This is a genomic window from Alkalihalobacillus sp. NPDC127517, assembly GCF_050276055.1.
Taxonomy (GTDB): Bacteria; Bacillota; Bacilli; order Bacillales; family Bacillaceae_D; genus Alkalicoccobacillus.
On record NZ_JBNNQX010000005.1, the window covers coordinates 230,012 to 254,144 of the forward strand.

Annotated in this window: 30 protein-coding genes; 8 read left to right on the plus strand and 22 right to left on the minus strand. The window is 38.3% G+C overall.

The features are described from left to right. Window positions 1-54: 54 nt before the first annotated feature. The 3 genes from ACQKKO_RS08620 to ACQKKO_RS08630 form a co-directional block, all read right to left on the minus strand. Window positions 55-996, minus strand: coding sequence for an ABC transporter permease (locus ACQKKO_RS08620; RefSeq protein WP_498646345.1), 942 nt, complete (start codon window positions 994-996; stop codon window positions 55-57). Window positions 997-1,418: 422 nt separating this feature from the next. Beyond that, window positions 1,419-1,988, minus strand: a complete 570-nt coding sequence (locus tag ACQKKO_RS08625) for a LemA family protein (RefSeq protein WP_498646207.1) — start codon at window positions 1,986-1,988, stop codon at window positions 1,419-1,421. A gap of 55 nt (window positions 1,989-2,043) precedes the next feature. Then, complete coding sequence (locus ACQKKO_RS08630) at window positions 2,044-3,177, minus strand: DUF3137 domain-containing protein (protein ID WP_498646209.1); 1,134 nt, start codon at window positions 3,175-3,177, stop codon at window positions 2,044-2,046. Between the two features lie 350 nt (window positions 3,178-3,527). Here ACQKKO_RS08630 and ACQKKO_RS08635 point away from each other — a divergent pair, with 350 nt between their 5' ends. Continuing rightward, complete coding sequence (locus tag ACQKKO_RS08635) at window positions 3,528-4,625, plus strand: hypothetical protein (protein WP_498646211.1); 1,098 nt, start codon at window positions 3,528-3,530, stop codon at window positions 4,623-4,625. Window positions 4,626-4,720: 95 nt separating this feature from the next. Here the strand turns inward: ACQKKO_RS08635 and ACQKKO_RS08640 are convergent, their stop codons facing one another. The 3 genes from ACQKKO_RS08640 to ACQKKO_RS08650 all read right to left on the minus strand — a co-directional run bounded on the left by ACQKKO_RS08640 (window position 4,721) and on the right by ACQKKO_RS08650 (window position 8,764). After that, complete coding sequence (locus ACQKKO_RS08640; RefSeq protein WP_498646213.1) at window positions 4,721-6,004, minus strand: aspartate aminotransferase family protein; 1,284 nt, start codon at window positions 6,002-6,004, stop codon at window positions 4,721-4,723. Between the two features lie 47 nt (window positions 6,005-6,051). Further along, the gene (locus ACQKKO_RS08645) at window positions 6,052-7,416 is read right to left on the minus strand and encodes a YjiH family protein (protein ID WP_498646215.1); all 1,365 of its coding nucleotides are present in this window, start codon (window positions 7,414-7,416) and stop codon (window positions 6,052-6,054) included. Window positions 7,417-7,687: 271 nt separating this feature from the next. Then, on the minus strand, window positions 7,688-8,764 hold the full coding sequence (locus tag ACQKKO_RS08650) for a response regulator aspartate phosphatase (protein WP_498646217.1): 1,077 nt from the start codon (window positions 8,762-8,764) through the stop codon (window positions 7,688-7,690). A 234-nt stretch (window positions 8,765-8,998) separates the two neighbouring features. Between ACQKKO_RS08650 and ACQKKO_RS08655 the strand changes: the two genes are divergently transcribed. Further along, complete coding sequence (locus tag ACQKKO_RS08655) at window positions 8,999-9,145, plus strand: lmo0937 family membrane protein (protein ID WP_498646219.1); 147 nt, start codon at window positions 8,999-9,001, stop codon at window positions 9,143-9,145. 209 nt (window positions 9,146-9,354) lie between these two features. Continuing rightward, window positions 9,355-10,209, plus strand: coding sequence for an SDR family oxidoreductase (locus tag ACQKKO_RS08660; RefSeq protein ID WP_498646347.1), 855 nt, complete (start codon window positions 9,355-9,357; stop codon window positions 10,207-10,209). 112 nt (window positions 10,210-10,321) lie between these two features. On the opposite strand, the gene ACQKKO_RS08665 is transcribed toward ACQKKO_RS08660, so the two are convergent. Then, the gene (locus ACQKKO_RS08665; RefSeq protein WP_498646221.1) at window positions 10,322-11,026 is read right to left on the minus strand and encodes a GntR family transcriptional regulator; all 705 of its coding nucleotides are present in this window, start codon (window positions 11,024-11,026) and stop codon (window positions 10,322-10,324) included. A 55-nt stretch (window positions 11,027-11,081) separates the two neighbouring features. After that, entirely contained in the window at window positions 11,082-11,462 is a 381-nt protein-coding gene (locus ACQKKO_RS08670; RefSeq protein ID WP_498646223.1) for a VOC family protein, read from the minus strand. Between the two features lie 132 nt (window positions 11,463-11,594). Here ACQKKO_RS08670 and ACQKKO_RS08675 point away from each other — a divergent pair, with 132 nt between their 5' ends. Next, window positions 11,595-12,791, plus strand: coding sequence for an MFS transporter (locus ACQKKO_RS08675; protein WP_498646225.1), 1,197 nt, complete (start codon window positions 11,595-11,597; stop codon window positions 12,789-12,791). Window positions 12,792-12,944: 153 nt separating this feature from the next. Here the strand turns inward: ACQKKO_RS08675 and ACQKKO_RS08680 are convergent, their stop codons facing one another. Together ACQKKO_RS08680 and ACQKKO_RS08685 are read right to left on the minus strand one after the other, a co-directional pair. Beyond that, window positions 12,945-13,403, minus strand: coding sequence for a YhjD family protein (locus ACQKKO_RS08680; protein WP_498646226.1), 459 nt, complete (start codon window positions 13,401-13,403; stop codon window positions 12,945-12,947). Beyond that, window positions 13,387-13,572: a YqaE/Pmp3 family membrane protein gene (locus ACQKKO_RS08685; protein ID WP_343129000.1), complete on the minus strand. Its 186-nt coding sequence runs from the start codon at window positions 13,570-13,572 to the stop codon at window positions 13,387-13,389. The genes ACQKKO_RS08680 and ACQKKO_RS08685 overlap by 17 nt, the downstream gene beginning before the upstream one ends. A 173-nt stretch (window positions 13,573-13,745) precedes the next feature. On the opposite strand from ACQKKO_RS08685, the gene ACQKKO_RS08690 reads away from it, so the two are divergent. Beyond that, a complete protein-coding gene (locus ACQKKO_RS08690; protein ID WP_498646228.1) occupies window positions 13,746-14,018 on the plus strand; it encodes a hypothetical protein in 273 nt (90 codons plus the stop codon). Between the two features lie 53 nt (window positions 14,019-14,071). On the opposite strand, the gene ACQKKO_RS08695 is transcribed toward ACQKKO_RS08690, so the two are convergent. From ACQKKO_RS08695 to ACQKKO_RS08735, 9 genes are all read right to left on the minus strand, one after another. After that, window positions 14,072-14,899: a methyl-accepting chemotaxis protein gene (locus ACQKKO_RS08695; protein WP_498646230.1), complete on the minus strand. Its 828-nt coding sequence runs from the start codon at window positions 14,897-14,899 to the stop codon at window positions 14,072-14,074. Between the two features lie 13 nt (window positions 14,900-14,912). Then, window positions 14,913-15,749 carry a methyl-accepting chemotaxis protein gene (locus tag ACQKKO_RS08700; protein WP_498646232.1) on the minus strand — a complete coding sequence of 279 codons (837 nt, stop codon included), beginning with the start codon at window positions 15,747-15,749 and terminating at the stop codon, window positions 14,913-14,915. A gap of 186 nt (window positions 15,750-15,935) precedes the next feature. After that, on the minus strand, window positions 15,936-16,466 hold the full coding sequence (locus ACQKKO_RS08705) for a GNAT family N-acetyltransferase (protein ID WP_498646234.1): 531 nt from the start codon (window positions 16,464-16,466) through the stop codon (window positions 15,936-15,938). Window positions 16,467-16,488: 22 nt separating this feature from the next. After that, window positions 16,489-17,133 (minus strand): ABC-2 transporter permease, encoded by a 645-nt coding sequence (locus ACQKKO_RS08710; RefSeq protein ID WP_498646236.1) that lies wholly within the window; start codon window positions 17,131-17,133, stop codon window positions 16,489-16,491. Between the two features lie 39 nt (window positions 17,134-17,172). Continuing rightward, window positions 17,173-17,799 (minus strand): ABC-2 transporter permease, encoded by a 627-nt coding sequence (locus ACQKKO_RS08715; protein WP_498646238.1) that lies wholly within the window; start codon window positions 17,797-17,799, stop codon window positions 17,173-17,175. Continuing rightward, window positions 17,796-18,653 carry an ABC transporter ATP-binding protein gene (locus ACQKKO_RS08720; RefSeq protein WP_498646240.1) on the minus strand — a complete coding sequence of 286 codons (858 nt, stop codon included), beginning with the start codon at window positions 18,651-18,653 and terminating at the stop codon, window positions 17,796-17,798. Before ACQKKO_RS08720 ends, ACQKKO_RS08715 begins: the two co-directional genes overlap by 4 nt. After that, entirely contained in the window at window positions 18,653-18,949 is a 297-nt protein-coding gene (locus ACQKKO_RS08725; protein ID WP_498646242.1) for a hypothetical protein, read from the minus strand. Before ACQKKO_RS08725 ends, ACQKKO_RS08720 begins: the two co-directional genes overlap by 1 nt. Before the next feature lie 13 nt (window positions 18,950-18,962). Further along, on the minus strand, window positions 18,963-19,820 hold the full coding sequence (locus ACQKKO_RS08730; protein ID WP_498646244.1) for an ABC transporter ATP-binding protein: 858 nt from the start codon (window positions 19,818-19,820) through the stop codon (window positions 18,963-18,965). Further along, window positions 19,820-20,197, minus strand: a complete 378-nt coding sequence (locus ACQKKO_RS08735) for a GntR family transcriptional regulator (RefSeq protein WP_498646246.1) — start codon at window positions 20,195-20,197, stop codon at window positions 19,820-19,822. The genes ACQKKO_RS08730 and ACQKKO_RS08735 overlap by 1 nt, the downstream gene beginning before the upstream one ends. Before the next feature lie 146 nt (window positions 20,198-20,343). Here ACQKKO_RS08735 and ACQKKO_RS08740 point away from each other — a divergent pair, with 146 nt between their 5' ends. Then, window positions 20,344-20,520 (plus strand): hypothetical protein, encoded by a 177-nt coding sequence (locus ACQKKO_RS08740; protein WP_498646248.1) that lies wholly within the window; start codon window positions 20,344-20,346, stop codon window positions 20,518-20,520. Between the two features lie 46 nt (window positions 20,521-20,566). Then, window positions 20,567-20,749 carry a hypothetical protein gene (locus ACQKKO_RS08745; protein WP_498646250.1) on the plus strand — a complete coding sequence of 61 codons (183 nt, stop codon included), beginning with the start codon at window positions 20,567-20,569 and terminating at the stop codon, window positions 20,747-20,749. An 87-nt stretch (window positions 20,750-20,836) separates the two neighbouring features. Here the strand turns inward: ACQKKO_RS08745 and ACQKKO_RS08750 are convergent, their stop codons facing one another. The 3 genes from ACQKKO_RS08750 to ACQKKO_RS08760 all read right to left on the minus strand — a co-directional run bounded on the left by ACQKKO_RS08750 (window position 20,837) and on the right by ACQKKO_RS08760 (window position 22,241). Then, complete coding sequence (locus ACQKKO_RS08750; RefSeq protein WP_498646252.1) at window positions 20,837-21,658, minus strand: STAS domain-containing protein; 822 nt, start codon at window positions 21,656-21,658, stop codon at window positions 20,837-20,839. 158 nt (window positions 21,659-21,816) lie between these two features. After that, complete coding sequence (locus ACQKKO_RS08755; RefSeq protein ID WP_498646253.1) at window positions 21,817-22,035, minus strand: hypothetical protein; 219 nt, start codon at window positions 22,033-22,035, stop codon at window positions 21,817-21,819. Window positions 22,036-22,106: 71 nt separating this feature from the next. Next, on the minus strand, window positions 22,107-22,241 hold the full coding sequence (locus ACQKKO_RS08760) for a hypothetical protein (RefSeq protein ID WP_498646256.1): 135 nt from the start codon (window positions 22,239-22,241) through the stop codon (window positions 22,107-22,109). A gap of 281 nt (window positions 22,242-22,522) precedes the next feature. On the opposite strand from ACQKKO_RS08760, the gene ACQKKO_RS08765 reads away from it, so the two are divergent. Next, window positions 22,523-24,118, plus strand: coding sequence for a solute:sodium symporter family transporter (locus ACQKKO_RS08765; protein WP_498646258.1), 1,596 nt, complete (start codon window positions 22,523-22,525; stop codon window positions 24,116-24,118). Window positions 24,119-24,133 lie beyond the last annotated feature (15 nt).

Here is a 24,133-nt window from a genome sequence, read left to right on the forward strand (position 1 = left end):
TCCCCCCTCTTTCGTCTTAATCATTTTTCTGTATAACCTACTTGTAAAAGGTCTTTAAAGGAGCCCATCCTCTCCCATCTTTTTTGCTATTCGATCTGAAGCTAACACAAGGATAAGTCCAATGATGGCTTGAAAGAGACCAAGTGCAGTAGCTCGGCTAAAATCTCCGTTTTCAAGGCCCCAACGATACACCAAGATAGGAATGGTTGTGGTGAATTCTGTTGAAGCCATATTCTGTAGAGCAAAAACCCTCTCGAATGACCCCCCCATCACATTTCCCAAACTTAAAATTAATAGAACAACAATCGTAGGTCGAATGCATGGTAACGTAACATGCCACATTTTTCTCCATCTACCTGCACCATCGACGGTTGCAGCCTCGTATAGTTCTGGGTTTACGCCACTCATTGCAGCAAGATAGATAATTGTTCCCCATCCCATACCTTGCCATACACCGATAGCTAGATAACTAATCAGCCAGTGTACATCCTCTTGAAGAAAGGGGATGCGTCCTCCTCCTAGTTGCTCGATAAGGTTGTTAACCATGCCGCTTCCAAGGCCAAGTAATTGATAAGCAAGAGCACCAATGATGACCCATGATAAAAAGTGTGGTAAATAAAGAACAGTTTGGTTCACTCGTTTGAATACTTTTCCCGTAATCTCATTGAGAAGTAAGGCCAACATAATGGGCACAGTAAAACTTAGGATTAAATCAGATACGTTCAGTAATAATGTATTACGAACCGCTTTTGCGAATTCAGGTCTATTAAACAGATCAATAAATACATCAAATCCGACCCATTCGCTAGCCCAAAATCCTTTTATAATGTTGTAATCCTTAAAAGCAATCAGTAGTCCTGATAAGGGCATATATTTAAAGATAAATGCAAACAGGACAGGCAATAAGAGTAAAACATACAATTGCCAATCTCTCTTTAGAAAATAAACTAGTTTCTTTCGATCACCCTTTATTTGTTTAAGATTTTTTTGAATCAATTCATGTTTCGTATCTTTCGTTTTCAACCATACACCTCCCATTAAATCATGTGTTCTGCTACAGAATTGATTGCTAGATTCCCGTAATCTACGTTTAATCGGTCCTGACGCAAATCATAATTAATGATTATTCAAATTACTTTTGAATAGACCTTAGTCTGTAAGATATATCTAAAAGAAATACTTTTAGAAATTTAAAATCAAGTAACTAAGCTTTCTCCAACAGTTTATAATCAAAAAAAAAAGAGTGAGGCACCCACGCCTCACTCTTTCTCCTATTTTTCTTTTAACAACTGAAAGATCTGCTCGTTCTGTTCTTCCGTTCGTTTTAGGCTTTTTTCAATATTGCTTGAGCTAATAAAGAACTCAATTATACTGACACCTACTATGACTTTTCTTTAAATATCGTACATGCTTCAACATCAACGGTTAAACATCGCGCGTAGATCCACATCTTCACGTTTCTCTTGTGGCGCTTCAAACATTGGTCTTGCTCCAAAGCGGAAGATGCCGGCGAAGATGTTGCCTGGGAAGGTAGAGACCTCCGCATTAAAACGCCCAACTGATTGGTTATAGGAGTGACGCGCAGCTTGAATGTTCTCTTCAATATTTGTAATGGAACGTTGCAAATGCTTATACGCTTCACTAAATTTAATATCCGGGTAACGCTCCGCCTGCGCCATAAATGCCGGGATCTGGCGGTTCATATTATTGTGCGCTTTGACTTTCTCATCTACATTTGTCGCATCAATAATTTGTTGTCTTAATCCAATAACCCCTTGAAGGACTTGGTTTTCGTCCTCCACATGCTGGCGTGTAACGTCCACCAGTTTAGACAGCTCATCCACACGACGCATTAAAATGGCATCTAGGTTTGCAAAGACATTGTCGACGTGAATGTTATACCGTTGAAATTTATTGTAGTATACGATGGCGACACCTATGATGGCCGCTAACATAATACCTACAACGATAAGAATGATTGTACCCATTTGTCTCTCTCCTTTTCTATTGCTTATCTTATACGAGTATTCAAGGTATTTTGTTTCATTTATTCCAAATTCGTAAGTTTAAGTTCAAGTCATCAACAAGCTGCATGGCACGGTTCATGTCCTGATAATATTCCTTGAACATCTTCTCATCAATCTTCTGATGGATGTTCGATTCAAAATGAGTCTGGTTAGTATGTAGCATAAAATACATCTTTCCATCCAGGAAGGTAAAGTAGCTTTTTGCGCGTTTGAAGGGTTTTGGGTGTTTCTTTGGTACAAGGCGACCATTCATTTGATTCATCCCTTGCCTTGCTGCTTCTTTTTTCCGGTACTTTGCATTCGACTTGTTCGAACGCTGTTGACTTGCAAACTCCATGAGTCTTTTTTTAAAAGCTGGCGTTAAAATATACCTGGCTTTTGTTTCATCTGTCGTTTTCACTGTGAATGTCTTATCAAACTCGAGGTCCATCGTCTCCATCTCTTTTAAAATCTCTTCATCACGCTTTGTGAAGAATCTGGAGAACCAGCTCGGTCTTCTTTCCTTTGGAACGATGGTTGTGAGTCCCTCGAACTCTTTGTTAAAATCAGCTACAAAGAACAACCCTTGAAAAGCGGCCTCTCTCCACCGTCGCACTCGCTTACGATGCTCATACGTTACTAATTTGTCCGCTGTAACCTCGGAAAAAAAGAGCCGTGTTCGTTCATCCCCTTCCCCGACATCGCCTTCAACAAAATCATTTCCTCCATAATAATCAAACGCATCTGCAAAAATATGCGCATCGACAAAATGTTTGGAAGCGACAAAATAGGTTGGCTTATACACAAAATTCGGATTCATAAAATGAATAATTTTCGTTAGCAGTTCTTTTTTGATTTGGGTCTTGAGCAACCGTTCTTCTTTTTGAAATTTCACTTCTTTGCTGATTCCAAAAAACAGACAGTAGAAAATCCACGCTCCAGGAATGGCTAAGAAGTACGTCCATTCCATGAAATAATAGATAGAGACCGCTGCTGCAATCGTCAGCATAAGTAGGATCCAATACGGACGTCGATGAGCACGTAGCAACTGTAGCCGTTTCCCCTCTAATTCTTCAGCTAAATGATGCAAATCATCTTTATAAAACGCTTCAAATTCCTCTTCAGATTTTGAAAATCGTTCCAAATCATACGCATCCTGAAATTGCTTCATCCTTCCACTCCTTTCCACAAATTTCACTCTTTTTATTGTGAAGGCTACAAGTGACCCATGCATGAGGAATGAGTATGATTTCACTGTTTTTTCCAACAGGACTTATTTCCTTATCCTATTTGTGTTAGAAATAAACATCTTTTTAAAAATCCAGTTTTTTGCAGGTAAACCGAAAATCATGAGTAAATCAATCGCTAGAAATAGTGGGTTTTTCAGTCTAGTTTTTAAAAACGGTTAAACATTTGTTAAGATATTCAACATATTTTAGATAATACAATTATAATTTCATTTTAATTCCACTTTTACATTTTATAAACAGAGGGTATGTGTGAAAAAAGGAGGCGTTTAAAATGAAAAGAATCACTACTCTTGCCAGTATGATTTCTGTAACCTTTATAATTGCTGGGTGTCAAACTACCGATGGTGAATCAAATTCCCAAGTATCTGAAACGGTTGAAAGTGATCCTGGAGAAAATGAGGACATAAGTGAAGAGGTTAATGAGGGAGATACTAACGGTGGTAGTGACAGCGAGAGCAAAGAAGATGAAGAAGAATCATCGAACGACAATCAAAATATTGAAAACCTAGACCGTGAAGAGGATGAAGATTCTTCAAGTTCAAAGGAAGAGAATAATAAAAAAACCTATTCTGGAACTCAAGAAAGTATAAATTATTTTATTGATTCTCATTTATTTAATCACGAAAGCGATTTCTACACTGCATTTACTATTAACCGCGGTGGAGAAGGAAAAGATTACTCTATTGAGGAACGTTTAAAGCAATCTCTTATCGAAAATGACCCCACTGAACAAAAAATTCTAGACTCATTCACTGACATGTCTTTAGACTGGCCAGAACTCAAAATTACATTTAACGCAGAGGAGACTGAATTATCAACAACGCCCGGTGTAAGAACCCTATTTTTCGATTCTTTACTAGGAATAAGTGATTTATATGGAATTGAGCAGATTATCTTCTTAAATTCTGATGGTGAAAATGATGTGACCGTAACTGAAAGACTCGTTGATGAACCAATTGCTGTTGAAAATGAGAGAGGGCTCTCACGAGGATACTATACTATTTATGATGATGAGTTAGAACAGACGTTGTTTATTTCTGGTAGTGCTCTTGAGGATGAGGATGTTGTAGACGAGAATGGTGAAGCGCTCACTTTTAAAGATACAGTAGAAGTTATGCGTTCGATTAATTCTTCGGAAGCGTTCTACTCTTCAGCTATTGTTGATGGAATTGAAATTATTGATGCATCCATTGTCAATGGAGTAGCTAGTGTTCAATATACAATGGATGAAGATCTTGTAACTGAGGCAGATCGAACAGTATTTGAAAACGCCATCCAACTTGCGGCACTTGATTTTCATGCTTGGGAAGTCGATCTAGTGAACGATACATTGCAAGAAGGTATCACTTACCCTCTAGTGGGTCAATAATATATACTAATTAACAAATTTAGGAAGTGAGAATTCACAGTTTATTAAATAAAAAAAGACAGGCATCTATACAGATTCTAAGATGCCTGCCTTTTTCAATTATGTTCAAACGCGATTAGTGCTCTCTCAAGGCCAGCTAATCCTTCATCGATTTGTTCCTTCGTAACGGTAAGTGGCGGGATCATGCGAATGACCTCTCCGTGCTTGCCACTAAAATAAAAGAGAACTCCTTCATGTAATGCAAGATCTAGAATGTCCATTGCCGCTTGCCCATCACCCAAACCAGTAACAGGATCAACGATTTCAATTCCTATCATTAGACCGATCGAGCGAACATTTCCAATCCGCTTATATTTCTTTTGCAATATTTCTAGCTGCTCACGTGCATAAGCACCTACAACCTTTGTATTCTCAAGTAATTTTTCTTCCTTGATGACTTCAATTGTAGCAAGAGCCGCTGCGCATCCAAGTGGTGTCCCACCAAAGGTAGTCGCATGGGAACCTAGTGGCCATTGTTGCATAAGCTTATGATTAGCCACTGTTGCACTCAGTGGTATGCCTGATGCAATGCCCTTTGCTACCGCCATAATGTCCGGTACGACTTCAAGGCTTTGAGAGGCAAACCACTCACCCGTACGACCGAACCCAGTTTGTACTTCATCAAAGATTAGCAGTATCCCATGCTCATCACAAATGTGACGAATACGCTGTAACCATGATTTTGGAGGAATGATATAACCCCCTTCACCAAGAACAGGCTCTATAATCATACAAGCAACTTCATTTGGCAGCACTTGATGTGCAAATAATTGTTCAGCTGCTAAATCCAGTTTCTGAATCGCTTCTTGCTCTGAGTCTCCGGGTTGATAGTATGGTAATTGATACGTTCCACTTACATGTTGATGTGAACGATATTTGCTTTTTGACGTACTAACCGCCATGGATCCAAGCGTTCTTCCATGGAAGCCCCCAATAAATGAAACGACAAAAGGTTTCTTCGTCACATGACGCGCCAGCTTTAATGCACCTTCAATTGCCTCTGTCCCACTATTTCCAAAGAAAAAGCAATCAAGATCTCCAGGCATAATCTCAGCTAGCTCATCAGCTAGTTTTAAAATCGATTCATATTGAATTACACCGATTGGTCCATGAGTGAGGTAATCGGCCGCATCCTTGATAGCAGCAACCACCTTTGGATGTCTGTGCCCTACGTTTGTCACTGCAATCCCAGAGGTAAAATCAAGGTAACGCCTTTCATCCACACCCCAGTAATAACACCCTTCTTCCTTCACAACAGGTAAGTTGGGATGATCTTTGGCCATACTTGGTGCCAGCCGGATTGGCATCTTTTTACTTAATTCCGTCCATTCAGTTGACATAACCATCACTTCCTTTTCTCTCTTTCACATCTTACTCGTTTATCTCGTTAAAATACAAATAGATGAGCAATCAGTACAACAATTGGCAACGTAATGACTGTCCGAATGATAAACATAAGGAACAACTGACCTACGTTTACAGGTATGCTTGAGCGGATCAGCATGACACCGATCTCAGACATATAGATTAACTGTGTCAGTGAAACAGCTCCTACTACAAATCGCGTTAGCTCACTTTCAATATTCGTCCCAAGTATCGCTGGCAGGAACATATCAGCAAAACCGATTAACATAGCCGGTGCTGCTTGGGAGGCCTCCGGTATTTGCATCAATTCTAAGACAGGGATTAATGGGTAAGAAATGACCTGAAAAACCGGCGTGAAGTTTGCAATGATTAACGCAATCGTTCCGATACCCATAACAAGAGGTAACATACCAAACCAAATATCAGCTGCATTAAACAAACCCTTTTTTAAAAGAACGGAAGTAGCAGGCACTTTTGATGCTTTGGCTACACCTTTTTGGAAGGCCCATCTTGGAATAGAAACATTCTCAGGAGCCTCTTCAACAATTTGTTTTCCTGCTGGCTCGTAGTAGTCATTCTTCATTCTTGATAAAGGAGGAATACGAGGACAAATGATTGCCGCCACAAACACGGCGATTAATACGGTTAAATAAAATGCAGGAAACAGATGTTGAACATCAAGCAATCTAGCAACAATTAAGCTAAATCCGATTGATGTAATCGTAAAGTTCGTTACGATGATCGCTGATTCTTTTTTTGAATAATAACCTGACTCGTATTGATTAATTGTAATTAAAATACTAACCATATTATTCCCCATCCAAGAGGCCATAGAATCAACGGCTGCTCGTCCAGGTAATTTAAATAATGGTCTCATAATTTTTTGGGCTAATGTACCTAACCACTCCATTAAGCCAAACTCAATTAATAATGGAAGCAACATACCCATTACAAAGGACCAAATGGCCAACACAGGCAGGAGATTATACAAAACTTCCTGACCAGTTCCTACTCCAATAATCACTTCCGGCCCGACTTCAAATAACGTTAAGACTGCGAAGATCGCTCCTAAAAAACGAATCATGAGCCAAAAAGGATGGATAACAAACAAGCCTTTAAGAAAGGGCTGGTTCTTCATCCACGCGGGCTTCGCAACTACTCCAATGAGTGCGCCGATACTCGATAGAACCAAGATCGCAGCTAAGATCTCTGCAATAACCCCACTCACAAATAATTCTAGATTACTAGATAGGAATGCAATTAGGACTGTCCATTGCCGATCCGCGCCTATTGGTAAAGGGATTAAGAAAAGTAATGCCCCAATCAAAGATGGAATAATAAATGCTAAAACATGTTTATGATCATTTAAAGTATTGTTGTTTTCCATGTGAACTCTCCTTCTTTTACAACTTATAAGATTACATGAAAATGAATACTTATTCAATGTATAAGAGAAAACTCTATAACCGTGAGGTCTTTAAACCAAAGAAAAAGATGATCCCCCTTTAGGAGAATCATCTTTTTAGTTATCTTCCTGTATTGACTTGTCCTTGTGGTGTTACAACATCTGTGGAGCCTGCGGACAATGTAAATGGACCAGATATGCATATTAAAATGGCCAATGCTAAAACGTATAATTGTTTTTTCATTCTGCAACTTCACCCCCCAATTGAAAATTGGAAACCTTTTAAGTGAAAAGCATGTTTCATGTAATGCAAGGCTTTAACATGTTCCTCCAGGTTTTCATAAAACCTGGATACATCCTGGCAGACTTCGATTGCGTCAAAATATAATTCCGCTTCTTCCATCTGCTTAATCCCTTCGTCTACTTTACCCTGGTTGAATTCAACATATAAATGACGATTAATTAAGCAGCGCAATTGATATTCAATATCACAAGCCTTGTCCGCTTCAGACTCAACCTCTTCTAGTAAAGGAAGTCCTTGATCCATTTCACCCATGCGTAGATGGATAAACGCAAGCTCACCTTTACTCTTCATCCCATTAATAGTAGATGAATGACCAGGAGAATCTAACGCTTTCATTATACACTCTTTTGCCTGAATTTGGTGATTATTTCTTAAATAATGGAAGGCGAATCCTTGATAAATTAACGCCAAAGACGCCGAATACCCCTCAGCTATCTTAATTAGTTTTATATATTGTTCTTCTGCTTTTTTCTCCTGATTTCTTTCAGAAGTGATCGCTGCAAGTAAGTGATGATTATCTAATTCTTTTTCTTTATAATCTGGTTCTGACTTAAAGATTTCTAGTGCTCTTTCAAAATATGATTCGGCAAAAGTGTATTGATAGATTCGATAATAGCCTTCTCCTATACGTTGAAAGAATTCTGCTTGCTCATAAGGATCTGCAACATGCTCCAATAATGACTCCGCTTTAATATAAAGCTTTATCGCAGCTTTATAATGCGCTTTGTAGAACTTTCCTAGCCCTGACATAAAGTAATAGTAAAATTTGAGTAAGGGATCCATCTGTCCGATCTCTTCTAACTTCTTTTCATCTAACTGACTATCCAGGTTTTTTTTCATTAAGCTGTGACGGTATTCTACAAGCGAATAATAAGCGATTACCTTGTCATCTGGTTGCATATTCTGAATAGACTTTTCTGCTTTTAATCGTAAAGCATTCGCTTCCACATAGTCTTGGGCCACAATGCTTCTGTACCACTCTGTGCATTGTACCCCTACTTCTTCAGCGGGTATCAAAGTCTTCATAACAGACCCTCCTTCACATCTAGTATATCGTCCATTTATTAACAAATATATATAGCTTTCGTATTTCCCAATAATATACACATCTCTTTTACTAGATAAAACGTTCTCAAGAGTTATAATCAGCAACATGCGGACATATGGATAAACTCTACACTAGAAGTGGTTTAATACTAGCAGGGATCATGATATACAAATACAGCTAGGTGTGTAGAGACTATGTAGAGGAGCTTAAACATGCTTTGGACTGTAGTAGTTGTCGTCATTGTCCTATGGTTACTTGGATTTATTGGAGAGATCGGTGGAGATTTAATACATCTATTGTTAGTGATCGCACTTATTGTTCTGATTTATCAACTTGTTACAGGTCGAAGAAGATTATAATGCGGTGAGAATCATTACCCACCCCATTTGAAGATGAAAAGTAATAGTTGATACATTAACTAATGTGGACAGTTTCTACTTGAAACTGTCCACATTAGTGTTTTTACTTTTTTATCGTCACATTGAACTACAAAGTTATTAGTATTCAAAAACAGTGTATCTAATGTAAGATAAACGGATAATGAGAGGTTAAAAAGGATGTGATCGATATAAATAGAAAAGTAGCCATTGTGACCGGTGCTAATTCTGGAATGGGGCTGGCTACATCTGTGGCCATTGCGAACAAAGATATACATGTCATCATGCTCTGTAGAAATGAGGAGCGTGGAAAAGAAGCGTTAAAAAAAGCGGAACAGCAACTAACAAAGGGTTCGGTTGAATTACAGTTGTGCGACCTTTCTTCATTTGAGGATATTCGCTCGTATGCAAAACGATTTCTCGAATCCGGGCAACAGTTGGATGTTTTTATAGCTAATGCAGGAGTTGTCTCAACAAAACGTCAGGAGACGGTAGATGGCTACGAATCGATGTTAGGTGTTAATCACCTTGGACATTTTCTACTGATTCAATTATTGCTTGGTAAAATCAAAGAGTCCCCTGACGGTCGGATTATCATAGTTTCATCAGGTGCACATAAATGGGGCAAGCTTGACTTTGATAATCTTCAACTACATTCAGGATTTAATGTGATGAAGGGGTATGGACAATCTAAACTAGCCAATGTTCTTTTTACTAGAAAGCTAGCAAAGGATTTGTTAGGCACAAATGTGACTGTAAATGCGCTCCACCCGGGTGCAGTTGCAACAAATCTAGGAGTGAACCGAGAGACTGGATTCGGAAAGGCCATTCATCGTGTGCTTAAGCCATTTTTTCTTACTCCCGAGCAAGGTTCAAAAACAGCCGTTTATCTTGCTACAAGTTCCGAACTAGATGGTGTAACAGGAGCGTATTTTATAAAAGAACAACAAGCGCCGATCTCAAAGCGTGCAGCTGATGATGAACTTGCGCTGAAGCTATGGGATTGGAGTATGGAAGAGACTGGACTATCGAAGGTGAAGGAATGAAATCTATCCCTCCTGATACTACACGTCAGGGGGGGTTTTTATAGAGGTTTCATCATTTAAGACGATGTTATAGTTGTTGCTATAATTATAAACCGTTCTTTTGTGTCGTACTTCAGCCACTCGTTGTTTGAACAAGAAATTTAGATCTTTTATAATGATAAGTTAAATCTGTTAACCCTATTGGATTGTAATTGGGCAAATAATACATAACGTTATAATTAATTTTCGGATCCTTTTCATTTAAACCTAGAATTTCTGCTTCTAGATTAGAAAGAACATTCACATTAAGATAGGTTTCGAAATGGATACTCTGATAACCATACGCTTTCTTAATATACTCTATAATTGAACCCGTTGTGATTTCATGGTTTAAATAGGTTACAAGTTTCTTGTTGTAGTAACTCTTTTCAATACAGATTACTTCCCCATCAATCGTATGAACGCGCTCTAAATAGTAAATTTCATCGGTATCGCTTAGTTCAAGTAAATTGGCAGTTTCCCTATTAAGCTTTAAAGTTTTTAGCTTAATCGTTTCTAAAACGATATCTGTATCGCTATTAACCTCATTTAATACATGTTGGGGGTATTTTAAATATCCAGATTGTCTCTTAGGTTTTCTAACATATATTCCACTCCCCCTAATCTGATAGATCAGACCCTTCTCTTCTAAAATAGCCAAAGACTTAATGATCGTACTTTTACTAACCTCATACGTTGCCATTAACGACTCTATAACAGGTAGCTTGACTTTATAAAATGGTTCCTTCTTCCTTATTTTCATTTCAATTGCTTCTGCAATGTGCTGGTACTTTAGCATACAGACCTCATTTCAAAATGAATGCAATATATTCTATTCAAATCTATTAACTCTTTTATATTGTTAATTCAATTGTGTTTCCTTCAGGATCTAAAAGGACACTTTCATAATATCCGTCCCCTGTTAACCTAGGACCATCAATATGTTGGCATCCATTAGTAGATAAAACCTCTGTTGTATGATCAACTTTATTCATACTACCTAATGAAAAGGCTATATGAGCATAACCAAATTGATTATTCAGTGGGTCTTGATCTATATCTTGTCGTTTCATCAGTTCAAGCCTTGCCCCAGATTCAAACGTTAGAAAGTATGATTCGAATCCTTTTTTAGCGTTTATATATTTCTCATTACTTGCAGCTTGAAACATCTCACAATAAAAACTTCGCATCTTTTCAAGGTCTTTAACCCATATAGCTACATGTTCAATTCTCATTTAGAACACCTTCTTCTTATTTTTCCAAAACTTAATAAAGTACCTTTATTAAGTTATTTATTTAAGTTACAATACTACATATGTAAAAGTCAACTTTCATTGGTAACAAACTTATTTTAAGGAGGAAGATGTTTGGCTACAGCATTTCTTGTTATTATTTACCTTGCATTTATAAGCTTAGGAATACCTGATTCACTTCTTGGAACAGCGTGGCCTGTAATTAGTAGTGATATCTCTCTACCATTCAGTGCTGCAGGCGTTATCTCTATGGTGATTGCTGCAGGAACGATCATTTCTAGCTTAACAAGTCGTTTTTTCATTGAAAGGTTTGGCACTGGATTGCTCACATTTATAAGTTGCGTTTTAACTGCAGGAGCACTGCTAGGATTTGCGTACGCTCCTTCTTTACTATGGTTCATATTATTAGCAATACCTCTTGGTTTAGGTGGAGGGGCTGTAGATGTGGCCTTAAATAATTTTGTAGCTGACAATTATAAAGCGCATCATATGAATTGGCTACATTGCTTTTGGGGTTTAGGTGCAACTGCTGGCCCATTTATCATGGCTATGACATTATCAGAATCTAATTCATGGAGAAATGGCTATGTTATTGTTTCGATCATACAATTTACACTCGTTATCATTCTTTTGTTTTCTATACCGTTATGGAAAAGGGTCGCATCCCGTAAAGGAATTCAAGAGTCCAGTAGCGCTGATGATGGATATGATCAGCCATTCGAAAAAAAGTTGTTCCGTTTAAAAGGGATTAAACCATCGTTAGCATCTTTTATGTTTTGTGCAGGAACAGAAGCAACTGTAGGGCTTTGGGGAGCTAGTTATTTAGTCTTTTCTAAGGGTGTATCTGTAGAGCATGCAGCTTTATTGATTTCTCTGTATTATGGAGGAATTACTATAGGGAGGTTCATTACAGGGTTTATTTCTTTTAAAGTGAGTAATAGGGCACTAATTTTATCAGGTCAACTCTGTGGGATTATTGGAGTTACTTTGCTCTTCGTTCCCTTATCAACGAGTGTTTCGATCCTAGGGTTCTTAATGATTGGGTTAGGCTTGGCTCCTATCTATCCTGCCTTACTTCACGAAACACCTAGAAGATTTGGAAAGGAAAATTCTATTCGATTAATGGGGTATCAAATGGCCGTTGCTTATACTGGGAGTACGTTCTTCCCTCCCATTTTTGGATTATTAGCTGATAGAACTACATTATCATTGCTTCCATTTGTCATTCTCTTCTTTTTAATTAGCATGCTAATCTGTTCAGAAATTGTTATTAAACAGTTGCGTAAAAGCTCGATGACAGTTAAGACATAAGCTTTATTCATACGAAAGTAACAAGATTAAATATTAAAATGGGATGGATTCTATATCCATTCCCATTTTCAATCCCCATCCGAGCTATTACTCGAATATGTTGAGTACCAATAGTTAATTTCCCTTCATTCGATTAAAACACTCTACCCTACCTCAACGTTTGGAGACAGTTTTAACCTTCAGTTCTTCTAACAGTTCTTCTACTTCTCGCTGAATGATGGCTTTTAAGACTTGATGCTCTGATCGCCATCCTTTGTGATAGAGAGTGTATCCATAAAAGTCAGAGCTTGACGGAGGGACTTTTGCCAGCTTCACTTGCTGCTTATGCATCTCTTTTTTGAGCTCGTGTAGTTCCTTGCCAAGCTCATAAGACATCATTCGTAGACGCTCTGTTGGCATCTTCCGCAAATGCCGCTCAATCACATTTCGTGCAGTTGCACACACAATATATCGATTGACCAATGGATACATGTCTTCTCTAATCATTTGTAATCCCACCTTATAGTAGGTAGTATAACCGAACACACGTTCTTTATACAACTGGAAATCACAAAACAAAAAAGCAACAATCTTGTATGATCGTTGCTTGCGTCCCTTATCTATAACTTCCATACTTCTTCGCCCTTTGATCTGCCTTCTTATCTGCAACAAGCAAACACGCGTGAATTACACCAGGTACCCAGAAAATGAGCGTTAAAATTAAATTAATGATTGCCTGAAACGGCCTGCCTACAAATAATACCGCCACAGGAGGCAAGATGATCGCAAGTAGGTATAACATGATGCATCCATCCTTTGATTTTAATTAAACAAATGTTTATTTAAAGGTTCCCATTTTCAAATTCATTTAAACGTAAAGTCGATTATATACATACAACTTATAAACACCGTTATATAATTAATGTATCTTTTTCTTTTTATATCCATTTAATCAAAGAACAGAGGTGACTTTATGTGTTTAAAGGACTCGTTATAGCTGTTCACTCACTCTATTTCTTAGCTATCATGTCCATTATGGTTGGGGCTCAATTATCAGTTGCAGCACCTGATATTGAAAGAAATGATGGCTTATTGTATGCTCTTGTCATGGTCGTGATGCTTTTCATCGGTTTCTCTTGCTGGTTAAACTTAAAGGTACGAAAGATCTGGATCTTTATTCTCTCCGTTGTCGTCATTCCATTGTTGTTTCAATATGCGATTCATCTATCTCTTGTATTTGGGTATTAATTGGTTAGGGAGATAAATCAAGGAGGCACCTGATTAGGCGCCTCCTTGATTTGTTAATTTGTGATGGATTTAATATATTGACCAATATCGTTACTTTGTTTATCTAGGTTTCGGATATCTTCCATAAACTCTGTCATTACATTCGATTGATCATTCGATGCTGCGGTAATTTCAGCAATACTTACTGTTAGACGCTCCATATTCTTTTGGATTTCTTGAAGTGATTGGCCGATCGTCCCAACGGCTTCATTTGTTCCATTGGAAAGCTTACGAACTTCATCAGCTACTACACCAAACCCACGACCAGCATCACCTGAACGGGCCGCTTCAATTGCAGCGTTTAATCCAAGAAGGTTTGTTTGAGCCGAAATATCTTCAATTAAGCGAACTACTTTACTAATCTCTTGTGAGTTGGCATTTGCTCGTTCTGCTTGTCCATTAATATCCAAACTTGTTGCTGAAAGCTCCTCTGCTTGGGCAGCAACTTGTTGAACCTTACCTTGCAAATTAGAAACGATCTCACGGAGTTCATCTAATTCTATATCCAGAATTTCTTCATCTTTTAATGTTTTAGTTACTTGAAATACACCGATGATCTCTTTATTCTCATCAAAGATTGGGTTCGCTGAATAAAGAAGGCCTACACCATAACGCTCTTTTGGAATATGCATCTGCACCTTATCACCTGCAAGCGCTTTGCGTAGAATATCATTCTCATCTGTGAAGGCTTCATCCCCCACATTCGCACTATAATCCAAGTCTTTTGACTGTGAAGAAAAAATGAATTTTTCCCTATCTGTTACAACGACCGCACTACTCTCCCCAAGATTCCTCTTAATCTCAGGAGCTAAACTTACTAAAGCCTTTAACGTCAAATGCATGATTCATATTCTCCTATTCTTGGTTGAATGCTGATTTCATGGTTTTAATAATGCGTTTGCTCTTCACATCTAAAGCTTGTGTGTCATCCATAAATTCAACCATCGTAGCAGATTGCTCTTCAGATGATGCGGAGATTTCATTGATATTTGTAGATAACTTTTCGATACTCGATTGGATTTCAGTTAAAGATTTTCCAATCGTCTGTACGGCTTCTTTTGTGTTAATTGAAAGCTTACGAATTTCATCGGCTACAACACCAAAGCCTTTACCAGCCTCGCCTGAACGAGCTGCTTCAATTGCAGCATTTAAACCAAGAAGATTCGTTTGTGTAGAAATTTGTTCAATCAATTGAACCACTTCTCCAATTTTACGAGAATTCTTGTTGGCATTATTCGCCTGTTGGCTTATATCACTGCTAGTAGCCGAAAGTTCTTCTGCTTGAGCTGCTACATGCTGGACCTTGCCTTGCAATGCATCTATGACTTCATTCAATTTACCCAGCTCTGTATCTAACTTTTCTTGGTGCTCCAACGTTCGAGATAATGAGATCAAACCAACGATTTCGCTTGTTTCCAAATCTCGAATAGGCGTAACAGAAGTCACGACGGCTACCCCAAATATGGCAGGATCCATTGTTTTTGAAATAATATGTTCTCCTTTAATAGCACGAACATATACATCGTGTCGATCCAATCTCGTCTTACCTACTTCAACGTCTATATTTAAAATAGTCGAGGGGGCAAAATAAACGAATTTCTCTGTATCAATTACACCCATTGCGGCTGTTGGACCAAGTGTGTCTTTTATAATCGGGGCAAAATTAACCACTGCCTGTAACGTAGCGTTCATTAAACGAGCTCCTCTGTGCGTCTTTTTACATAGTATCGGCAAGATGAGCACTAAAGTAAAGTATTTGAATTTTTCATTAGAGAAGTTAGGGAAGAGAGGTAGTTCCCAGGGTAGCTTTTGTATAGCGAAGAGGGGGCTTCCTTGGTATTCCGCGCATCCGCCCTTTGTAATCGCGCATTTCCTGGGTCACTCGCACATCTGCTGCTCATATTCATCTCTTAGAACAGACATGATGATCTCATCTGAATAGGTCCCATTCATATAAAGCGACTGCCTAAGCCGACCTTCCTCCACGAAACCTGCTTTTTTATAAGCATAATAGCCTCTGAGATTATGGGAATAGACTTCAAGCTGCAAACGATTCAACTTCAATTCTTCAAAAGCAAAGGCAAGAGCCTTCTTTACTGCTTCGGTCCCGTACCCTTTTCCTAAGGTAGACGTTTGATGTAAAGAAATACGAAAGCTCGCCTTACGGTTTTCCTCCTCCACCTCAACGATAGAAAGGTCACCTATCATTTCATCATTCTTCTTCAAACAAACGGCAAAATCATACCGCGTATCATCTTTTTGACACGCCTCATAATGGTTTACCACCTGATCAAATGTGAATGTCTTTTTTGTTCCAGTCATGTAGAGAATCTCTTCATTATCTAATGATTGATAGATCATGTTCAGATCCTCTCGTTTTAACTCTCGTAAATAGATAGACTTGGGCATTGCTCACGACCTCCAAGGATAATTAGAATTCTTTTCGTTTATAGACTTGAATGGACACGATGTATGAGATGATGAAAAGGATTAAGGTGATTAGTATGAAGCTAAGCGAGAACATAAGGTCTAAGTTGATACTCTGTACACTAATAAACACCAACTCATAGAGTAATGAACTTAAGAAAAATACCCCAATGCCTACTCCAACCCCTACCATCATAATGGCTTCGGCTTTTTCGGTTCCTAAGATATAAGTTAAAGGATAAGTGATAAAGCCAAGTATAAATACCAATCCTAGTGCGTTCATAATGCTATAGATATAACCTGGATTTAAAGTAATTCCAAATAAAAACTGAGATAAAAGAAATTGAATTCCTACAATAAATAAACCTACACTCGATACTAAAGTGAAAAACAAGTAATGACTTTGGACAACTCGTTCTCTTCTAACCGGTAGCGTTAGTACATACTTACTCCATCCAGACGTTGATTCATGTTTAAGCACCTCTATAGCAGCTGATGCCATAAATGAAAATGGCAGAAGGACTGCCACTCTTTGGACAGCTGAGTTATCTATAACTACTAATCCGACTGCAAATACCAAACCGATGATTAAATACACCCAAAACGACTTCTCCACTGCATAATACTGATTTAGTAATAACCCTTTCATACCCTTTCACCTCTCATTAAAATTCGTTTCATCACTCATTCAAAACTCTTTTCTTTTATAAACTTGAATAGAAACAATGTATGAAATGATAAAAAGAATGAGTGTGGTTACCATAAAACTAAAGGAAAAGAGCCAATCTTCGTTTAAAGGAAGAAAATCATAGATGAGTGCACTGAGGAAGAAGAGTCCAATACCTGCTCCGGCACCAATCATCGCTATGATCTCCGCTTTTTCCGTTCCCATTAAGTACGTCAATGGATAAATAACAAATCCCATTGTAAGCGCGATGCCTGCGATGTTAAGCACAGCATAGATATACCCCGAAGACTCAGTGCCAAATAATAATTGCGCCAGGTAATAAGCAAGGATGGAAATGGCTAAACCGATGATTAATAAAGTAATGAAAAATAAGTAGTGGCTTTGAACAACGCGGTCTCTTTTAAGTGGGAGGGTTAGCACGTATTTGTTCCAGCCAGATTTTGCTTCATGCTTTAAGACCTCAAATGCACTTGTTGAAAGGAGAAGAAGTGGCAAAAATCCAGCCAAACGCTGTAGCCTCGGGTCACTAAATAACATTAAACATGTTGCTGCTACCAGCCCTATTAGAGCATGCCACCAAAACGACTTCTCCACTGCATAATACTGATTCAACAATAAACCCTTCATCCTCTCTCTCCTCTCATTAACAGTAAAGTGACATCATCCATTGTAAATGGTCTTGTTTGTAATGCTCGTGGTAGTTTCTCTTTGTCAGAAACGAGTACGTCGAAGAACGAACTGCTTCCTCGTTTCGCTACTCTGATTGCACTGGGGATGGTTTCATACTGAACGGGGTCACATTGAGTGATTCCATAGGTATTGCGGATGTTATCTTTTGTTTCTTGGAGGAGAATCCTTCCTCCTTTAATGAAGATAAGTTGATCGGCAATTTGCTCGATGTCGCTTGAGATATGAGAGGACATGAGGATGCTACGGTCCTGATCCTTCACAAACTCTTTTAGCACGTTTAATACATCCTCGCGCCCACCTGCATCGAGTCCAGCTGTTGCTTCGTCTAAGATTAATAGCTTAGCTCCGTGGGAGAGAGCCACAGCAGTTGAAAGCTTCATAGACATTCCCCGTGAGAAGCTGCTGACGTTTTTATTTTTGGGCAAAGAAAACAATTGGATCAATTGAAAATACGTTTCTTTGCTCCAGTTGGAGTAGATTTCTCGGAACACCCGCTCGAGTTTGGCCACGTTCAGACCGCCTACCAGTTTCATTGTGTCGAACACTACACCAATGTCTTCCTTAAGATGAACATCACTGGAATCCATCTCTTCTCCAAACATTTTGATGGTGCCGCTGTCTTTTTGTAGCGTGCCTAAAATAGAACCCATCGTTGTGGACTTGCCTGCACCGTTTTCTCCGATAAATCCAACAATCGAACCGTATGGGATAGAGAATGTAATATCTTGTAGACCAAACGTTGAATCCTCATACAGTTTGTTGAGCTCTTGAACCTCGAGTATGTTTGTCATCACTCTGTGCTCCCTTCTCTTTTTAAGACAACCGTATATAGAAAATCACTTGCAATTCCAATGATCATACCAAGCCCAATTGTTGTGATCAGTACATTGAACTCATACACCGTAAAGAAAGCAAGCTGATCTACAAACCACGTATCCGGCACCGCATCCTTTATCCAGCCAATCGTCTTATCATTCCATCTGCCTGGATTCCATGAGGATTGGTCAATGAAAAAGACGACAAAGTAAATGAACCCAAACAAACATGCCATACCAACGCACCTTCCAAACCAAGCCATTATACGCATGAGTTCCCCCCTTTTATGGATGTCCGATTGTGTAAACCATAATGTCCTCAAGTGATGCTCTTTCAATTACGACATGATCACCCATAAGTTTTCTGATAAGAGCTGCTTGATTCGTTAGACCTTCAAAGCCGATTGATGTTTCTCGTACATTTACAAAAAGGCTGCGAATATCGTCATCAAGGAGGTCCACAGATCCGCGAACAAGGCCATATTGCTCAGCAATCGATTCTTTGTTGTCACTGAGTAATATTTTCCCTTCATGAATAAATGTAATATAATCTGCAATTTGCTCAAGGTCTGAAGTAATGTGCGTAGAAAAGAAAATCGTCTTTTCCTCGTCCTGCATCACTTCTGCTAACAGGTCCAAAATCTCTCGTCTACTAATTGGATCAAGTCCTGAGGTGGGTTCATCTAAGATGAGCAGCTCCGCATGGTGAGAAAGCGCGATCGCAATCGACAGCTTCGTTCCCATTCCTTTTGAGAGGTTCTGAATCTTTTTATCCCATGGTAACTGAAGACGGTTTACATAGGAATCAAACAGAGAATCATCCCATTTTTCATAGAAATGAGCGATGACCTTCTTCATTTTCTTAATGGTTAAATGCTGATAGAGATGATGATCGGCATAAATAAAGCCAATTCGCTGCTTTTTTTCATTAATGTTAGCCGTATAGTCTTCACCGAATACGTTAATGACTCCTGAATCTAGGTTAATGAGATTCAGCATAATCTTGATAATTGTTGTCTTTCCTGACCCATTAGGACCAATAAAACCGGTAACAAACCCTTTTTTCACAGAGAACGAAAGGTCCGAGATAGCAAAGTCCTTATACGTTTTGTTTACGTGTTGAAGTATAACGGCGTCCTCCACTACTCTTCCTCCTCATAAAGCATCTTCAATAATTCTTCAAGCTGTTCATAAGGAATCTTTAGATTCTTACTCTCATGAACAATGTTCGCGAGTCCTTCTTCAATCATCTTTAGTCGTTTCACATGCATTAAGTCATTGCTTTGACTAGCAACAAATGAACCCTTTCCGACAAATGAAGCAATAAAGCCCTCACGCTCCAATTCTTCGTAGGCGCGCTTTGTTGTAATCACACTTATCCGAAGATCTTTTGCTAACGCTCGCATGGAAGGAAGGGAATCTCCCTCCTTTAGTTCATCACGTAGAATACTCTGTTTAATCTGATTTTTAATTTGAAGATAGATTGGTTCTTGAGAAGCATTTGATAAATTAATGTTCATAATAACCTCGCTAACCATAACTTTGTTACAATTGTATCTAATGTATATATACAATGTCAAATCGTATATGAGCTATATCTATTTCACCTGTTGTATGAGACAATTGATAAGAAGACAGAAAGCCACTATTTAAAGGGGTTGATCCGTTGTACAAAATTATTCGTACAAGTAACGGTGAAACGAAAACTTTAAAGGCTTCAAACAGTCATTTGGATAAATCCTTTTTGGAATTCGTAGATGCAGAACTGCTTGTAAAAAAGCTTAACAATAATGCTCGTCCTGGTTATTGCTGGACGGTAAAAGAAACGGAACTGAGTGAATAGGTGACTGCCTGTTTACTCTTTTTTAAAATACGGAAAGAGGTGTCTCATGTATCGAATTGTATGTACAACCATCAAACACACTAAGTCACTGGACAGAAAACACAATAATTTAACAGAAAAAACCTTTCCTACTGTTCAAGAAGCAAAGGCCGTGACTAACGAACTGAACCAACAGAATGGTTCTACTCATATTTGGACCGTGGAACAGGTCTGGTCTATTTCAAAATAACTCTCCATGCAGAAAACCCCCTTTGAAGGTGTAACTAAAGACCATTCAAAGGGGGTTTTCTTATTAAAGGTAGAATCTAAACGTACATTATTTATCGTTTAAAGCTTGTTGTATAGAGGAATATACATTAATCCCATCTAATTTAATACCTAATTTAATCATCGTATGCGCAATTTCCGGTCTAATCCCTGATAAGCAGGAATCTACACCGATAATCGATAAGCTTTTTATAAGCATAAGTAGTTGCTTTGCAACTGCCGTATCTACATTTGAAACGCCAGATAAGTCCACAACCAGTCGCTCCACTCCTTTTTCATTACAATTTGCCAAAGCACTATTTATAATGACTCTTGCACGATATGAATCAATTTCTCCTACAAGTGGGAGTAAGCCTAATGTTGGTGAGAGTAGAATAATTGGAGCACTCAACTCTGCGATCATCTCTCGCTGCTCACGAAAAAGCTTTTCCTGATTTCTCTCAAACTCATTTGTAACCTTTAAAATAACTTGTTGCATCGTTTGTAGAATGACTTGACGATAGTGGGACGCTTCTTCTAAAGAGACAGGGTGGCCCTCTACATATTCGTCCAATAATTCGAGATATTGCTGTTGCGTATGAAGAAATTCATAAATTTTCGCAGAGTTTAGCGTATTTAAATGCGCTTCATCAAATGTAATTTCTCTGATCCAGTTATCCATATCCGTTCTAAATGTTTGCTCATCAGTAATAAAAACCTTGAAAAACTGCTCGTGAAAACTCATAGCTTGTCTTTTCAGCCGCTCCACATCTTCTGTTGATGTAGAAGAATAGACACCGTTATTCATTTGGTTAAGTGAGGAATACCATTGCTCTGTAATGTGTTGAAGCCTGCTTACATAGAAATCATGGAGAAGAATTTGGTTGGACATTGACTGATTTCCCTTCTTAACAGATCATATTCTTTTAGTGAGTGAGTCATACAAAAGAAAAACCCGTTCACATTTGAAAACGGGCCTTAGCGAAATAAGGTAGATACATATACCTATACCCAGTATTCGACAACATTAATCATTTTTTTCGTTTTCTTTTAATAGATCTTTACTTCGTCAATCTCTTCAGCAGGTATTTCATCCACCTTCACTATTTCCTTTTGCTGCTCACTTAATAAAGCCAAAGCCAGCGCAAAGAACGAGAGTCCCATCACAAAACTACCAATAAATGCAGATAAGCTAAAGCCCGAAATAAGAAGTAAACTTACAAATGCAATAAGAGCTGGAGAAATCATTAACACCATTTTTCGGTTCAAATTGATCACACCTTATAAAAAATAGGAAAAGAGCCTTAGATCGGCTCTTTTTTGATGAATGCTACGACTCTTTAGTTTGAGTTGTTATTATCATTTTTTCCTATTTCACTAAAATGTTTTTTTCCATGTTTGTTCTTTGTTTTTTCTCCACCTTTTCTTCCTGCCTCTTCATAACTCATCTTTCTGCCCTGATTGTTCTCCGCCATGCTGAACGCCTCCTTTATAAGTATAGCTTCTGTGTAACCGTTCCATCTAAATTAAAACCACATTTTTCAAATTATCTGATAAAAAAATATAATAATATTTCTTGTTGATAGAGAAGGTGAGTAAATTAGAAATTATTTAACGGAAAAACCTTTATAAAATCAGTGCGTAACGACAATTCTCAATATTTCCCACAAATAAATACTAATAAATAGGTTTGAGTTAAATAGGAAACGGAAATCCACTAGATAGCGCTCAACCATTCACAAAGGAGAGAAGTACATTGGGGTTATTTTCAGTTTTAATTTTTGTAGCGATTGTGCTCGCCGTTTGGCTATATGCATTTAAACGAAGTCGTGGCGTAAACATGGATTCATCAGAGGGGCTTTTCCTTGGTGGACGTAGTTTAACCGGTGTAACAATTGCCGGCTCCGTTGTCATGACAAATCTCTCAACTGAGCAAATTGTCGGTCAGAATGGACAAAGTTATGAAGCAGGTATGGAGGTAATGGGTTGGGAAGTTACTGCTGCAATAGCAATCGTTGCACTAGCACTAATCTTTTTACCAAAATATTTAAAATATGGTGTAAGTACAGTAACAGACTTTATTGAATTACGTTTTGATACCACAACAAAACGAATTGCATCGTTATTATTTATTTTTACTTATGTGGTATCATTCTTACCGGTTGTACTGTACTCTGGTTCGCTTGTATTTAATCAAATCTTCGCGGTGGACGAACTACTAAATGTATCCCCTCTTATTGCGATCTCCATTATCTCTGGAGCAATTGGTGTACTAGGATTGCTCTATTTATTAATTGGAGGATTAAGACTAAGTGCTTACAGTGATACAGTTTATGGAATTGGCCTCGTTGTTGTTGGATTATCAATTCCGATTATAGGATTAATGGTTCTTGGTGACGGTAGCTTCATTGGAGGATTTGAAACGATCCAACAAAACACACCCGAGAAGCTGAATTCGTTCGGGGCAATTGATTCCGAAATGGTTCCTTGGCCTACACTTTTTCTAGGTCTCTTATTTAACAACTTGTTCTTTTGGTGTACAAACCAAATGATTGTACAAAAAGTATTAGCTGGACGTGATTTAAAAGAAGGGCAAAAAGGGGCTCTATATGTTGGGTTCTTTAAAATATTCGGCGCTCTATTCTTAGTGTTCCCAGGTATTATTGCATATAATATGTTTGGCGATGATGTCAACCCTTCAGATAATGCATACCCAATGCTGGTTACAGAAGTTCTTCCAGAATGGGGTTTTGGTATATTTGCTGCCATTATCTTCGGAGCTATTTTGAGTTCATTTGTCGGTGCATTAAATGCAACGACAACTCTTCTAACACTGGATTTCTACAAACCATTAAAGAAAAATGTAACGGACAGACAAGTTGCACGAGCTGGTAAAGTCTTTACCGTTGTCCTTGGATTGATGACGGCAATCATTGCACCGCTCATTTCATTTGCACCGGCAGGTCTATTCCATGTCGTACAGCAATTTAATGGTGTATATAGCATGCCGTTGCTTGCAATTATCATTTTAGGTTTCTACTCAAGATATGCAACGCCATTCGCTGCAAAAGTCACTTTTGTATTCCACATTGTGGTATACGGATCGTCACAAATATTCTTTGATATTCATTACTTGTATGTATTTAGTGTCATTTTCTTTGTCGATCTATTCCTCATCTGGGCAATTAGTCGACTACAAAAATCTAGGAAGCCGTTTGAATTTCCTGAGATTGATGTGAAAGTTGATATGACTCCATGGAAGCACAGTAAGTGGGTCAGTGCCCTTATTATCATCGTGGTTATTGGAACATATTGGTTGTTTTCCCCATGGGGAATTGCCGCTGTGATGTAAGTGAGAAAAACACCG

What these genes read in the sequence shown, in the direction of transcription:
- ACQKKO_RS08625 (WP_498646207.1), bottom strand. Translation starts at nt 1,988, where the DNA reads ATGGGTACAATCATTCTTATCGTTGTAGGTATTATGTTAGCGGCCATC.
- ACQKKO_RS08630 (WP_498646209.1), bottom strand. Translation starts at nt 3,177, where the DNA reads ATGAAGCAATTTCAGGATGCGTATGATTTGGAACGATTTTCAAAATCT.
- ACQKKO_RS08635 (WP_498646211.1), top strand. Translation starts at nt 3,528, where the DNA reads ATGAAAAGAATCACTACTCTTGCCAGTATGATTTCTGTAACCTTTATA.
- ACQKKO_RS08640 (WP_498646213.1), bottom strand. Translation starts at nt 6,004, where the DNA reads ATGTCAACTGAATGGACGGAATTAAGTAAAAAGATGCCAATCCGGCTG.
- ACQKKO_RS08645 (WP_498646215.1), bottom strand. Translation starts at nt 7,416, where the DNA reads ATGGAAAACAACAATACTTTAAATGATCATAAACATGTTTTAGCATTT.
- ACQKKO_RS08650 (WP_498646217.1), bottom strand. Translation starts at nt 8,764, where the DNA reads ATGAAGACTTTGATACCCGCTGAAGAAGTAGGGGTACAATGCACAGAG.
- ACQKKO_RS08655 (WP_498646219.1), top strand. Translation starts at nt 8,999, where the DNA reads ATGCTTTGGACTGTAGTAGTTGTCGTCATTGTCCTATGGTTACTTGGA.
- ACQKKO_RS08665 (WP_498646221.1), bottom strand. Translation starts at nt 11,026, where the DNA reads ATGCTAAAGTACCAGCACATTGCAGAAGCAATTGAAATGAAAATAAGG.
- ACQKKO_RS08670 (WP_498646223.1), bottom strand. Translation starts at nt 11,462, where the DNA reads ATGAGAATTGAACATGTAGCTATATGGGTTAAAGACCTTGAAAAGATG.
- ACQKKO_RS08680 (WP_498646226.1), bottom strand. Translation starts at nt 13,403, where the DNA reads ATGGAAGTTATAGATAAGGGACGCAAGCAACGATCATACAAGATTGTT.
- ACQKKO_RS08685 (WP_343129000.1), bottom strand. Translation starts at nt 13,572, where the DNA reads ATGTTATACCTACTTGCGATCATCTTGCCTCCTGTGGCGGTATTATTT.
- ACQKKO_RS08695 (WP_498646230.1), bottom strand. Translation starts at nt 14,899, where the DNA reads ATGCATTTGACGTTAAAGGCTTTAGTAAGTTTAGCTCCTGAGATTAAG.
- ACQKKO_RS08700 (WP_498646232.1), bottom strand. Translation starts at nt 15,749, where the DNA reads ATGAACGCTACGTTACAGGCAGTGGTTAATTTTGCCCCGATTATAAAA.
- ACQKKO_RS08705 (WP_498646234.1), bottom strand. Translation starts at nt 16,466, where the DNA reads ATGCCCAAGTCTATCTATTTACGAGAGTTAAAACGAGAGGATCTGAAC.
- ACQKKO_RS08710 (WP_498646236.1), bottom strand. Translation starts at nt 17,133, where the DNA reads ATGAAAGGGTTATTACTAAATCAGTATTATGCAGTGGAGAAGTCGTTT.
- ACQKKO_RS08715 (WP_498646238.1), bottom strand. Translation starts at nt 17,799, where the DNA reads ATGAAGGGTTTATTGTTGAATCAGTATTATGCAGTGGAGAAGTCGTTT.
- ACQKKO_RS08720 (WP_498646240.1), bottom strand. Translation starts at nt 18,653, where the DNA reads ATGACAAACATACTCGAGGTTCAAGAGCTCAACAAACTGTATGAGGAT.
- ACQKKO_RS08725 (WP_498646242.1), bottom strand. Translation starts at nt 18,949, where the DNA reads ATGCGTATAATGGCTTGGTTTGGAAGGTGCGTTGGTATGGCATGTTTG.
- ACQKKO_RS08735 (WP_498646246.1), bottom strand. Translation starts at nt 20,197, where the DNA reads ATGAACATTAATTTATCAAATGCTTCTCAAGAACCAATCTATCTTCAA.
- ACQKKO_RS08745 (WP_498646250.1), top strand. Translation starts at nt 20,567, where the DNA reads ATGTATCGAATTGTATGTACAACCATCAAACACACTAAGTCACTGGAC.
- ACQKKO_RS08750 (WP_498646252.1), bottom strand. Translation starts at nt 21,658, where the DNA reads ATGTCCAACCAAATTCTTCTCCATGATTTCTATGTAAGCAGGCTTCAA.
- ACQKKO_RS08760 (WP_498646256.1), bottom strand. Translation starts at nt 22,241, where the DNA reads ATGGCGGAGAACAATCAGGGCAGAAAGATGAGTTATGAAGAGGCAGGA.